10 protein-coding genes are annotated in these 12,434 nt (G+C 71.0%); 3 read left to right on the top strand and 7 right to left on the bottom strand.

The features are described from left to right. Nucleotides 1-623 precede the first annotated feature (623 nt). On the top strand, nt 624-1,625 hold the full coding sequence (gene trpS, locus ACFWBT_RS20450; protein ID WP_385702194.1) for a tryptophan--tRNA ligase: 1,002 nt from the start codon (nt 624-626) through the stop codon (nt 1,623-1,625). A 164-nt stretch (nt 1,626-1,789) separates the two neighbouring features. Here the strand turns inward: trpS and proC are convergent, their stop codons facing one another. The 3 genes from proC to ACFWBT_RS20435 form a co-directional block, all read right to left on the bottom strand. Then, entirely contained in the window at nt 1,790-2,599 is an 810-nt protein-coding gene (gene proC, locus ACFWBT_RS20445) for a pyrroline-5-carboxylate reductase (protein WP_385702193.1), read from the bottom strand. 206 nt (nt 2,600-2,805) lie between these two features. Further along, the gene (locus ACFWBT_RS20440; RefSeq protein WP_385702191.1) at nt 2,806-3,639 is read right to left on the bottom strand and encodes an ABC transporter permease; all 834 of its coding nucleotides are present in this window, start codon (nt 3,637-3,639) and stop codon (nt 2,806-2,808) included. After that, nucleotides 3,636-4,523: an ABC transporter ATP-binding protein gene (locus ACFWBT_RS20435; protein WP_385702188.1), complete on the bottom strand. Its 888-nt coding sequence runs from the start codon at nt 4,521-4,523 to the stop codon at nt 3,636-3,638. The genes ACFWBT_RS20440 and ACFWBT_RS20435 overlap by 4 nt, the downstream gene beginning before the upstream one ends. Before the next feature lie 308 nt (nt 4,524-4,831). Between ACFWBT_RS20435 and ACFWBT_RS20430 the strand changes: the two genes are divergently transcribed. Then, nucleotides 4,832-6,253, top strand: a complete 1,422-nt coding sequence (locus tag ACFWBT_RS20430) for a SulP family inorganic anion transporter (RefSeq protein ID WP_385702186.1) — start codon at nt 4,832-4,834, stop codon at nt 6,251-6,253. Here ACFWBT_RS20430 and ACFWBT_RS20425 read toward each other — a convergent pair. The 3 genes from ACFWBT_RS20425 to ACFWBT_RS20415 form a co-directional block, all read right to left on the bottom strand. Then, the gene (locus ACFWBT_RS20425; RefSeq protein ID WP_385702183.1) at nt 6,217-7,011 is read right to left on the bottom strand and encodes a class I SAM-dependent methyltransferase; all 795 of its coding nucleotides are present in this window, start codon (nt 7,009-7,011) and stop codon (nt 6,217-6,219) included. The two genes, ACFWBT_RS20430 and ACFWBT_RS20425, sit on opposite strands and share 37 nt — an antisense overlap. Before the next feature lie 264 nt (nt 7,012-7,275). Beyond that, complete coding sequence (locus ACFWBT_RS20420; protein ID WP_385702180.1) at nt 7,276-7,773, bottom strand: EamA/RhaT family transporter; 498 nt, start codon at nt 7,771-7,773, stop codon at nt 7,276-7,278. A gap of 66 nt (nt 7,774-7,839) precedes the next feature. After that, on the bottom strand, nt 7,840-8,160 hold the full coding sequence (locus ACFWBT_RS20415) for a peptidase (protein ID WP_385702179.1): 321 nt from the start codon (nt 8,158-8,160) through the stop codon (nt 7,840-7,842). A 133-nt stretch (nt 8,161-8,293) separates the two neighbouring features. On the opposite strand from ACFWBT_RS20415, the gene ACFWBT_RS20410 reads away from it, so the two are divergent. Then, on the top strand, nt 8,294-10,453 hold the full coding sequence (locus ACFWBT_RS20410; RefSeq protein ID WP_385702177.1) for a PQQ-binding-like beta-propeller repeat protein: 2,160 nt from the start codon (nt 8,294-8,296) through the stop codon (nt 10,451-10,453). A 95-nt stretch (nt 10,454-10,548) separates the two neighbouring features. On the opposite strand, the gene ilvD is transcribed toward ACFWBT_RS20410, so the two are convergent. Next, nucleotides 10,549-12,402 carry a dihydroxy-acid dehydratase gene (gene ilvD, locus ACFWBT_RS20405; protein WP_385702175.1) on the bottom strand — a complete coding sequence of 618 codons (1,854 nt, stop codon included), beginning with the start codon at nt 12,400-12,402 and terminating at the stop codon, nt 10,549-10,551. Nucleotides 12,403-12,434 lie beyond the last annotated feature (32 nt).

The following is a 12,434-nucleotide window of genomic DNA, read 5'->3' as shown; positions in this document are numbered from 1 at the left end:
TACTCACCCTCTCGGGCTTTCCTCCGGGCGCTTCCCTTCGGTCTTGCGTTTCCGACTCTATCAGACCGTTTCCGTATCCGATTTCCTCGGCGCTTTCCAGGTTCCCGCTTCCGCGTTTCCCTTTCCGGCGACTCCGACTCTATCAGATCCTTTCGGGCCTGACTCCCAGTCAGCGGGGCTTGTCTTCGCGGCTGTTCGGCCGTTCCGACGAGTGAGACATTAGCGGATTCCTGGCTCCCGAGCTAATCGGGGTGGCGTCCTTTCGAACGCGGAATCCTCATTTCGCAAACACGCATGAAAACGAGCCGACGACGAGTCGTCGATCGTTGAATGGTGGTGCGGAATGGCTGCCCGGGGACCGACCGGAGTCGACGCTCACGTCGGACAACTCGGAGAACACTACGGACGCGCGGGAGTCGTGTCAACTCCGGTCCGGGTGGGACACCCGAGGCGTACGCTGACTCCCATGACCACGCATACGTGCACCCAGCAGTGGTGGGCCGCCTGACGGCGGCCGTACTCACGTATGTACCCAACGGCCGCCGCCCTCGGCGGCCGTTTTTGTGTCTCCCTCCCGGGGAGCCGGCCGGTGGGCGCGGCGGCCTCGACCAGGAGGTGGAGAAATGACGCGGATCTTCAGCGGGGTCAAGCCGACCGGGCATCTGACGCTGGGCAACTATCTGGGAGCCGTACGGCGCTGGGCCGACACTGATCAGCACCGGGCCGACGCCCTGTTCTGCATCGTCGATCTGCACGCGCTGACCGTGGACCACGATCCGGGGCGGGTGCGCAGGCTCAGCAGGCAGGCGGCGACGTTGTTGCTGGCCTCGGGGCTCGATCCGGAGCTGTGCACCGTGTTCGTACAGAGTCATGTGGACGAACACGCTCGGCTGTCGTACGTGCTGGAGTGCGTCGCGACGGACGGGGAGATGCGGCGGATGATCCAGTACAAGGAGAAGGCCGCGCTGGAACGGCGGCGCGGTGGGAGCGTGCGGCTGTCGTTGCTGACGTATCCCGTGCTGATGGCGGCCGACATCCTGGCGTACGGGAGCGACGAGGTGCCGGTCGGGGACGACCAGACGCAGCATGTCGAGTTGACCCGGGATCTGGCGGTGCGGTTCAACCAGCGGTACGGGCACACGTTCGTGGTTCCTCGGGCGACGCGTCCTGAGGTCGCGGCACGGGTCATGAACCTGCAGGAGCCGACGTCGAAGATGGGGAAGAGCGACGACGTCGGACCGGGCGTCGTCTATTTGCTCGATGAACCGGATGCCGTACGGAAGAAGATCATGCGGGCCGTGACGGACAGCGGCCAGGACGTCGAGTACGACCGGGAGAAGCGGCCCGGGGTCTCGAACCTGCTGGAGATTCTCGCGGCGTGTGAGGGTGGGAACCCCGAAGCCTTGAGCGGTGTACATGAGTCGTACGGCGCTTTGAAGAAGGACACCGCCGAGGCCGTGGTCGAGCTCCTCAGGCCCGTACAGGAGAGGCACAAGCAGTTGTGCGCGGATCCTGCGTATGTGGAGGGGGTGTTGCGGGACGGTGCGGCGAAGGCCAGAGAGATGGCGCGGCCGAGGGTGGACGCGGCGTACGGGGCGATCGGGTTGCTGCCGGCGGCTGACTGAGAACTGAGGGCCGACGGCCCTCAGGCTGCTGGCCTGAGGCGGCTGGCGGCTGGCGGGCAGTCGCCCTCGGCGGCGAGCGGCCCTCGGCATCGGGGCGGGTCGGTGCCGAGGGCGGTCGCTCGGTGCCGGAGCGGGTTGCTCGGTGTCGAGGGCCGGCCTGCTCGTCAGCTGTTGCCGGAGGCGAGTTCGCGGCTGCGGTCGCGGGCTGCTTCCAGCGCGGCGATGAGTGCGGCGCGTACACCGTGGTTCTCGAGTTCGCGGATGGCGTTGATCGTGGTGCCCGCGGGGGACGTGACGTTCTCCCGGAGCTTCACGGGGTGCTCGCCGCTGTCGCGGAGCATCACGGCGGCGCCGATCGCGGACTGGACGATCAGGTCGTGGGCCTTGTCGCGGGGCAGGCCGAGCAGGATGCCCGCGTCCGTCATGGCTTCGACCAAGTAGAAGAAGTACGCCGGTCCAGAGCCGGAGAGGGCTGTGCAGGCGTCCTGCTGCGACTCGGGGACGAGGAGTGTCTTGCCGACGGCGCCGAAGAGGGCCTCGGCGTGCGCGATGTGCTCGGCGGTGGCGTGGCTGCCGGCGGAGATGACGGACATGGCCTCGTCGACGAGGGCGGGGGTGTTCGTCATGACACGGACGACGGGGGTGCCGGTGGCCAGGCGTTCCTCGAAGAAGGAGGTGGGGATGCCTGCCGCGCCGCTGATGATCAGGCGGTCGGCGGGGATGTGCGGGGCGAGTTCGTCGAGGAGGGTGCCCATGTCCTGGGGCTTGACGGTGAGGATCAGGGTGTCGGCGGTCTTCGCCGCCTCCGCGTTGCTGACCGGGGTCACTCCGTGGCGTTCCTGGAGTTCCTTGGCCCGCTCCGGTCGGCGGGCTGTCACCAGGAGGTCGGCGGGGGCCCAGCCGCCTCGGATCATTCCGCTGAGCAGGGCTTCGCCGATCTTGCCGGTGCCGAGGACTGCGACTTTCTGAGTCATGGTGCGGGTGCCCTCCGAGGGTTGGGTCGTCCGCGTTCATCCTCCCACCGGGGTCATGGGGGCGGGTGGGCTGTCCGGTGGGCGGACGGCGTCCGCCCACCGGTCCCGGTCCCGGTCCCGGGCGGGCGTCGGCCCGACCCGCCCTGCCCGCCCTGCCCGCGTGGGCCGCCGGGACCGCCGGGGCGCGGGACCTACGGGCGCAGGACCTACGGCGTCCTGCGGCGCAGGGTTGCCGCTCCGAGTCCCAGGACCAGCAGCGCGCTCCCGGCGACGATCAGGGCGTCGCGTACGAAGGTCGCGGTCATGTCGGTGTGCTTGAGGACCTCGTTCATACCGTCGACCGCGTAGGACATGGGCAGGACGTCGGAGATGGCCTCCAGGACGGGGTGCATGTTGGAGCGGGGGGTGAACAGGCCGCAGAGGAGGAGCTGGGGGAAGATCACGGCCGGCATGAACTGGACGGCCTGGAACTCGGAGGCGGCGAAGGCCGAGACGAAGAGGCCGAGGGCCGTTCCGAGGAGGGCGTCGAGGAGGGCGACCAGCAGCAGGAGCCAGGGGGAGCCCGTGACGTCGAGCCCCAGGAACCAGACCGCGAGTCCGGTGGCCAGGGCCGACTGGATGACGGCGAGCACGCCGAAGGCCAGGGCGTAGCCGGCGATCAGGTCGCCCTTGCCGAGGGGCATGGCGAGGAGGCGTTCGAGGGTGCCCGAGGTGCGCTCGCGCAGGGTGGCGATGGAGGTCACCAGGAACATCGTGATCAGCGGGAAGATCCCGAGGAGGGACGCGCCGATGGAGTCGAAGGTGTGGGGGCTGCCGTCGAAGACATAGCGGAGCAGGAAGAGCATCACGCACGGGATGAGGATCATCAGCGCGATGGTGCGCGGGTCGTGACGGAGCTGCCGCAGGACGCGGGTCGCGGTGGCCATGGTGCGGGAGGCGTTGAGCGCGCTCGGGCGTGACGCCGGTCCCGCCTGCCCGGATGCGCCGAGGCCCGCGGGTGCGGATGCCGGAGTGGGGCTCGCGGATGCGGTCGGGCTCATCGTGCGGTCTCCTCGCGGGGGTGGGCGCCGGTGGACCGGGGTTCGGGGTCGGTGGGGGTCCGCGGTTCAGGTGGGGTGCTCGGCGTGGACCGCGCGGCCGCGACCGCCTCGTCGACGAGGCGGAGGAAGGCTGCCTCGACGGTGTCGGAGCCGGTCCGCTCGCGGAGGGCGTCGGGGGTGTCGTCGGCGAGGATCCCGCCCTCGCGCATGAGGAGGAGCCGGTGGCAGCGCTCGGCCTCGTCCATGACGTGGGAGGAGATCAGGAGGGTCGCGTCGCGCTCTTCGGCGATGGAGTGGAAGAGGCTCCACAGGTCGCGGCGCAGGACCGGGTCGAGTCCGACGGTCGGTTCGTCGAGGACCAGGAGTTCCGGAGTGCCGAGGAGGGCGACGGCGAGGGAGACGCGGCTGCGCTGGCCGCCCGAGAGGTTGCCGGCGAGGGAGGCGGCGTGGGAGGCGAGGTCGACGTCGGCGATGGCCCGGGTGACGTCGGCGTGGCGGCGTTCGGCGGCGGCCCGGCCCGGGTCGAGGATCGCGGCGAAGTAGTCGAGGTTCTGGCGGACGGTCAGGTCGTCGTAGACGGAGGGGGCCTGGGTGACGTAGCCGATGCGGGAGCGGAGGGCGCCGTCGCCGGCCGGGAGACCGAGGACGTCGAGGGTGCCGCCGACCTTGGCCTGGGTGCCGACGATCGCGCGCATCAGGGTGGATTTGCCGCAGCCGGAAGGGCCGAGCAGACCGGTGATCTGGCCGCGCGGGACCGTGAAGTCGAGTCCGTTCAGGACGGTGCGGGTGCCGCGGACGACGGTGAGGCCTTCGGCGCGGACGGCGGTCTGGGAAGGGGGCACGGGTGTTCCTGTGGGGTCGGGTGGACGTGGACGAATAATCATCACTCGATGAATATTCCTCCCGTGCGGTGCGGCGGTCAAGAGCCGCGGCGTGCCGGCCGAACGACCGGAGCGCCGTGCGGCGCAGGCGCGCGTCGGCGCGAACGGAACGGGACCGTCCGCGGTGTCGCCGAACGATGCGCTCCCGCGTTCGCGTGACGGTCGCCCGGAGGGGCTGTGCGATCGACCGGCTTACCTGACAATGGATTTCAATGTGCGATACGGCTTCCGGCCGTACCGCCAGGTCCGCCGCGCCCTCCCCCGGCGCGGCACCCACGCATCTCCCACTGTCGACCGGAGGTGCTGTCGTGATGCGCAAAGCCGATCTGCTCGCGTCCCTCGTCGTCTTTCTGGTGGCGCTGCCCCTGTGTGTCGGGGTCGCCATAGCGTCCGGTGTGCCCGCCGAGCTGGGGCTGGTGACCGGGATCGTCGGTGGACTGGTCGCCGGGATGCTGCCCGGGAGCAGCCTGCAGGTGAGCGGGCCCGCGGCCGGGCTGACCGTGCTGGTGTACGAGGCTGTGCAGGCGTACGGGGTCCGGGTGCTGGGTGTCCTGGTGCTCGCGGCCGGGCTGGTGCAGCTCGGCCTCGGGGCGTTACGGCTCGGGCGATGGTTCCGGGCCGTGTCCGTGGCCGTGGTGCAGGGAATGCTCGCCGGGATCGGGCTCGTGCTGATCGCGGGCCAGGTGTACGCGATGGGCGACGCGACGGCGCCCTCCGGCGGGCTCGGGAAGATCGCCGGGCTGGGCTCGCTGGCCGGTGCCGCGGATCCGGTGGCACTGGCGATCGGCGGCGCCACCGTGGCCGTACTCCTGCTCTGGCCGCGGTGGCGGCGGGGCGCCCGGGTGGTGCCTGCGCCCCTGCTGGCGGTGGCGCTCGCCTCGGCCGTGACCGGGGCGTTCGATCTGGCGGTGCGACGGGTCGAGGTGCGGGGGCTGCTCGATGCCGTACGGCCGCCGTCCCTCACGGACCTGGGCCGGCTCACGGAAGTGGGCGTGATCGGGACGGTACTGGCGTTCGCGCTGATCGCTTCGGCGGAGTCGTTGTTCAGTGCGGCGGCGGTGGACCGGCTGCATCGCGGGCCGCGTACCGACTACGACCGCGAGCTCATCGCGCAGGGCGCCGGGAACGCCGTGTGCGGGATGCTCGGGGCGCTGCCGATGACCGCGGTGATCGTGCGGAGTGCGGCGAACGTGCAGGCCGGGGCGCGGACCAAGGTGTCGCGGGTGCTGCACGGGGTGTGGCTGCTGCTGTTCACGGCCGTGGTGCCCGCGGTGCTCGGGCTGATTCCGGTGGCCGCGCTCGCGGGGCTGCTGGTGCACGCGGGGTGCAAGCTCGTGCCGGTGCGGGAGGTGCGGACGCTGTGGCGGGGGCATCGCGGTGAGGTGGTCGTGCTGGTCGTGACCGCCGTGTCGATCGTGGTCGGGAACCTGTTCGAGGGTGTGCTGGTCGGGCTCGCGCTCGCGGTGGCCAAGACCGCCTGGGACATCAGTCATGTGCACGTGGAGACCGAGGACCGGGGCGCCGCGGGCGTGGTCGTACGGGTGGTCGGCAACGCCACCTTCCTCCGGCTGCCGAAGCTGCTGGACGCCCTGGAGGCGTTGCCGCACGACCGTGACGTACGGCTGGAGCTGGGCGGTTTGCGGCACGTCGATCACGCGTGTGCGGCGGCCCTCGAGGGGTGGGCCGCCGGGCGGGATCACGAACGGGTCGCCACCAGCAGTTCCACGACGTAGGTCTCCTCCACGGACCCTTCCGGGAACGCCTCGAGGAGGTGGTTCCGTTCCTCGGCGAAGAACGCTCCGGTGGTCGCCTCGCCGAGGACCAGGAACGGCGAGTGGCTGCCGATGTTGGCGAGGCGCGTGTCGACCGGGATACGCCGGCTCCAGCGGACCTGCCGATGGCCGAAGGCGAGGCGGCCGCTGGGGTCGGCGGTGAGCGCGTGGGTGGCCCGAGCAATGCTGTCGTTCTTCTCCGCCTCCTGGTCCCGGTGGAGGAAGCGCTCGGCGCGCCGGGCAGCCGCCGCGATCCACGGGACATCGAGCGCCTCGGTGTTCCACCACAGGGCCAGCGCCCCGCCGGGACGCAGCACCCGCAGCGCCTCCGGCACCGAATGGCTCGGGTCGGTCCAGTGCCAGGACTGGGCGTAGGTGAGGAAGTCCGCGGAGGCGGAGGCGAGGGGCAGGGCGTCGCCGCTGCCCCGGACGATCGGGATGCGGGGGTGGGTGCGACGGAACTCGGCTGCCATGCCGGGGCCGGGTTCCACGGCGAGGACATCCGCGCCGCGGGCCTCCAGGAGTCCGGTCGAGATCCCGGTGCCCGCGCCCACGTCGACGACCGTGGCACCGGCCAGGGAGCGGGCCGCGAGGGCTTCGACGGCGTCGAAGAGGGCCGGCGGATACGACGGACGGTTCGCGGCGTACTGCGCCGCGGCCGCGTTGAAGGAGTGGGCCCGGGCGGCGTGCGGGGAGGCAGGAGAGGGGGGAGAGGTCATGCGTTCATGGTCCGGCGTGGTGAGGAGGCTGGGGTAGGGACTTCTCCTGACCTCTTGGGATCGATCCCGGCCGGGCTCGTCCTCGGGTGCGGGACCTGGTTCGTCCGCGGCGCGTCACCGGTGTGGGGCCTGATTCGTCCCCGGCGCGCCACCGGTGCGGGAACTGATTCGTCCCCGGCGCGCCACCCGTACGGGAACTGATTCGTCCCCGCCCCTTCACCCGTGCTCGTCCCCGGTGCGCCACCCGTGCGGGATCCGGTGGGGTCAGGACCGGCGGCTCTTTCGTGACGGGTTGCCGGTGCGGCGCGTGGTGCGGCGGGAGTACTGCTCCTTCGCCGCCTCGTACTCCTCGCGGTGGAGCTTCTCGCCCGGGGCCTCGGTGAGGGAGCGGACGGAGTGGGCGAGGAGGGAGCCGACGAAACCGATGGCCAGCAGACCGCGAAGAGAGGCCTGGCGATCGGGGTCGGGGCGCTTGGAGAAAGTTTCCGAGGTGTGGCGGAACGCGAGGGCGCTGCACACCGCGAACATCACCACGACCATCACGGTCACGGGCGTCCCCACATCCGCGATGGCCAGGCCCTGGTACGCGAAGCGGAGCACGAAGCAGGCAGCCACCGCGGCGGCGAGGGAGCCGACGGCCACGCCGATCCGGCGGCCGGTGTAGCCGCCGTCGTGCTCCACCCAGGTCGTCCCGAAGAAACGCAGCGGCTCGGGCTGGGGCCCCGCGGGGGTGCCGGTTCCGGTGTCGGTCTCGTCGCTCACCCGACGATTATCGCCCCGGTCCCGGCTCCGGCGACCGCCGCGGGTGCCTTGGGACGCGGGCGTCGGTCAGGAGCAGCGCGGCGCGACGTAGCCGTCGCTGCCCGTCTTCACGTACGCGTCCGAAACGAACTGCGCGTTGGCGATGTTGTCCCAGATCGTCGAGGTGCCGTACGGACCGGTGACGGACTCTCCCGGGCACTGGCAGCGGATCGGAATGCTCGAGCCGGCCGACAGCGTACGGACGATCGGGTAGTGGGTGCCCGGGCCGCTGCGGACGTTGACGTTGTGGCCCGGTGCGAGCGGGTAGGTGCGCAGTGCCTGGGCGGCCAGTGGCTCCGCGTCCGCCGCATCCGCCGAGCCGGCGATGGCGATGTCTTCCGTGGCCATATCGATCTCCCCCGTTGATTGGTTCACGCCACATTCATGCCGCGCGCCGAGGCTAGCAAGCCGTCGAGGTTTCGCACGAAGGATCGACTAGGCTCTGCGCGTCGCGCAGCGGACGGACCCACGGGGGTGAGTGATGCCGCCACAGCGCAGCACCGGTACGAACTCGGAAGCGGAACAACCGCGTTACGCCGGGCAGTACCTGCTGGAGGCGGAACTCGGCTCCGGTGGCATGGGGATCGTGCATCTGGCGCGCTCCGCCTCCGGGTTGCGGCTCGCCGTCAAGGTCGTCCATGCCCAGTTCTCTCAAGACCCCGAGTTCCGGGGGCGGTTCCGTCAGGAGGTCGCGGCCGCCCGCCGGGTCAGCGGCGCCTTCACCGCGCCCGTGGTGGACGCCGATCCCGAGGCCGAACACCCGTGGATGGCAACCCTGTTCATCCCCGGCCCGACCCTTGCCGAGCATGTGAAGCGGAACGGCGCGATGTCGTCGGCCCGGCTGCGCCACCTGATGGCCGGACTCGCCGAGGCCCTGCGGGACATCCACCGGGCCGGTGTCGTCCACCGCGACCTCAAGCCCAGCAACGTACTGCTGGCCGACGACGGGCCGAAAGTCATCGACTTCGGCATCTCGCGCCCCGCAGACAGTGAACTGCGCACGGAGACCGGAAAGTTGATCGGGACTCCGCCGTTCATGGCGCCGGAGCAGTTCAGCAGGCCACGGCATGTCGGGCCGGCCGCCGACGTGTTCGCTCTCGGTTCGGTGATCGTCCACGCGGCCACCGGGAGCGGGCCGTTCGACTCGGACAGCCCCTATCTGGTCGCCTATCAAGTCGTCCACGACGAGCCGGACCTGACCGGTGTGCCGGAGGACATGGTCGACCTCGTCTCGCGCTGCCTCGCCAAGGAGCCCGAGGACCGGCCCACCCCGGACGAGCTGATGACCGCGCTGCGCTCGGTCTCGGCCTCGTACGACACCCGGGCCTTCATTCCCGAACAGCGCGTCGGGAACGGGGAGTCGGCGCCACCGGCTCGGCAGTCGCGACCGCGGCCGGGGCGTGAACGGCCGGAGGGCGCCGAGGACCGCACCCATGTGGCCGCCCGGAAGAGGGGCGGGCGGCGTTGGCGCCTGCCCGCCACCCTGGCCCTGGCGGGACTCGCCGCGGCCGTCGTCGCCGTCGGCGCCGTCGCAGGGTTCGGCGGGACGGAGACCCCGGCGACGGAGAAGCGGCAGCCGCCGAAGAGCAGCGTGTTCGAGCCGTGGGACGTGAAGCCGTACGCCGACGGCGCGAAGGCCGCCGGTCAGCCGCGATGCACGTACGGCTCGCACCGGTTGTACTGCATCCGGCCCGGCGTACTGGCCACCGGCGTCGATCCCGCGAACGGCAAAGTGCTGTGGTCCCGGCCCGACCCGGGATGGCGGAGCGGCGACGTGACGAGCCCGCCGGTCCTGTCCGGCGGTCTGCTTCATGTCCTCAGCCGGGGCGGACAACGGCTGACGGCACTGGATCCCGCCACGGGAAAGACCCGCTGGGACCGCGACACCACGCGCTACGGCGGCGGGATCGCGCATGTCGATGCTGTCGTCCTGCTCACCGGACAGAACTCCGAAGTCACCGCGCTCGACGCGGCGACCGGCGAGAAGCTGTGGCAACACGCCCTTCCGGGACAGGTGTTGCCGAGATTCTCGTCCTACGGGGACGGGGTCGCGTACGCCGTCTCATCGAACGGAGGGCCGACCCGAGTGGCGGCGGTCGATCCTGGGACCGGTGCCATGAGCTGGCAAAGGCGCCTGGATCACGGGCTGAGCCTCGTGCACGCGCGTGCCGGCGTCCTCTGGTTCACTTCCACCGACTCGCACCAGTACACGGACGCCGTCGTCCGGTACGACGTCACTGCCCGGACCGTCAAGCGCACCGCACTGCGCCTGCCTCTTCCGGGAGCACAGGCTGTCGTCGATGGGGACACGGCTTATCTGCTGGCCGACGGCGGCGCGCTGGTGGCCGTGGACACCCTGACGTCGGCACAGTCGTGGCGGGTGGAGACATCCGTCAGCTGGGCGTCGGCTCCCACCGTGGCCGACGACCGCCTCTACCTGAGCGCCGCGGACGGACGGCTCCTCGCGATCGACACCGTGCACGGAGCACTGCTCGGTCAGACCAAAGCACGCCTGGGCGGCAAGCAGGGTTCGCTGGCCGACGTGCTCCCGGCCCCCCTCGCCGCCGGCACCCACATCTACGCCACCGCCCCCGACGGCTCCCTCTTCGCGGTCGACGGGCGGGATCCCTCGGGCTGGTGACACGCGGAGGGGCCGCCCCGGCGGGAGCGGCCCCTTCGCGGACTTCTGGCGCGTGACCGTCGGCCCGGTGTCCGGGCCGCCGTTCGGGCCGGTGATCAGCCCAGCTTCGAGACGTCCCGCACCGCGCCCTTGTCCGCGCTCGTCGCCATCGCGGCGTACGCGCGGAGGGCGGCCGAGACCTTGCGCTCGCGGTTCGCGGGGGCGTAGACGCCGTTCCGGGCGTCGCGGCGGGTGGCCAACTCGTCGTCGGACACGAGCAGTTCGATCGAGCGGTTCGGGATGTCGATGCGGATGCGGTCGCCGTCCCGGACGAGGGCGATGGTGCCGCCCGACGCGGCCTCCGGGGAGGCGTGGCCGATCGACAGGCCCGAGGTGCCGCCGGAGAAGCGGCCGTCGGTGATCAGGGCGCAGGTCTTGCCGAGGCCGCGGCCCTTGAGGAAGGACGTCGGGTAGAGCATCTCCTGCATACCGGGGCCGCCCTTGGGGCCCTCGTAGCGGATGACGACGACATCGCCGTGGGTGATCTCCTTGCGGAGGATCTTGTCGACGGCCTCGTCCTGGGACTCACAGACGACCGCCGGGCCCTCGAAGGTCCAGATGGACTCGTCGACGCCGGCCGTCTTCACGACGCAGCCGTCGACGGCCAGGTTGCCCTTGAGGACCGCGAGGCCACCGTCCTTGGAGTAGGCGTGCTCGGCGGAGCGGATGCAGCCGTTCTCGGCGTCCTCGTCGAGGGCTTCCCAGCGCTCGGACTGGGAGAAGGCCTCGGAGGAGCGGACGCAGCCGGGGGCCGCGTGCCACAACTCGATCGCCTCGGGGGACGGGGAGCCGGCGCGCACGTCCCAGGTCTTCATCCAGTCGGAGAGGGACGGGCTGTGGACGGAGTGGACGTCCTCGTTGAGCAGGCCCGCGCGGTGCAGTTCGCCGAGGAGGGCGGGGATGCCGCCGGCGCGGTGCACGTCCTCCATGTAGTACGTGCGGTCCTTCGCGACGTTCGGGGCGACCTTCGCGAGGCACGGCACCCGGCGCGAGACGTCGTTGATCTCGTCGAGACCGAAGGGGACGCCCGCCTCCTGGGCGGCGGCCAGCAGGTGCAGGATCGTGTTGGTGGAGCCGCCCATGGCGATGTCGAGGGCCATGGCGTTCTCGAAGGCCGCGTGGGTGGCGATGTTGCGCGGCAGGACCGACTCGTCGTCCTGGTCGTAGTAGCGGCGCGTGATGTCGACGACCGTGCGGGCCGCGTCCTCGTACAGGCCCTTGCGGGCGGTGTGCGTGGCGAGGACCGAGCCGTTGCCGGGCAGGCTCAGGCCGATGGCCTCGGTCAGACAGTTCATCGAGTTGGCGGTGAACATGCCGGAACAGGAGCCGCAGGTCGGACAGGCGTTCTCCTCGATACGGAGGATGTCCTCGTCCGAGATCTTGTCGTTCACGGCGTCGGAGATCGCGTCGACCAGGTCGAGCGTACGGACCGTGCCGTCGACCAGGGTGGCGCGGCCGGACTCCATGGGGCCGCCGGAGACGAAGACCGTCGGGATGTTCAGGCGCAGGGCGGCCATGAGCATGCCGGGCGTGATCTTGTCGCAGTTCGAGATGCAGATCAGGGCGTCGGCGCAGTGCGCCTCGACCATGTACTCCACCGAGTCCGCGATCAGGTCGCGGGAGGGCAGGGAGTACAGCATGCCGCCGTGGCCCATCGCGATGCCGTCGTCGACAGCGATCGTGTTGAACTCGCGGGCGATGCCGCCGGCCGCCGTGATGGCCTCGCTGACGATCCGGCCGACGGGCTGGAGGTGGGTGTGCCCCGGGACGAACTCCGTGAAGGAGTTGGCGACCGCGATGATCGGCTTCCGTCCGATGTCCGCGCCCGGTACACCGGAGGCGCGCATCAGGGCGCGTGCGCCCGCCATATTGCGGCCGTGGGTGACTGTGCGGGACCTCAGTTCGGGCATCGTCGCTCGCTCCTTCGGAGAGTTTTGACTGA

The organism is Streptomyces sp. NPDC060027 (genome assembly GCF_042737005.1).
Taxonomy (GTDB): domain Bacteria; phylum Actinomycetota; class Actinomycetes; order Streptomycetales; family Streptomycetaceae; genus Streptomyces.
The sequence above is the reverse complement of the archived record's forward strand: the minus strand, read 5'-3'. Positions and strand labels throughout refer to the sequence as shown.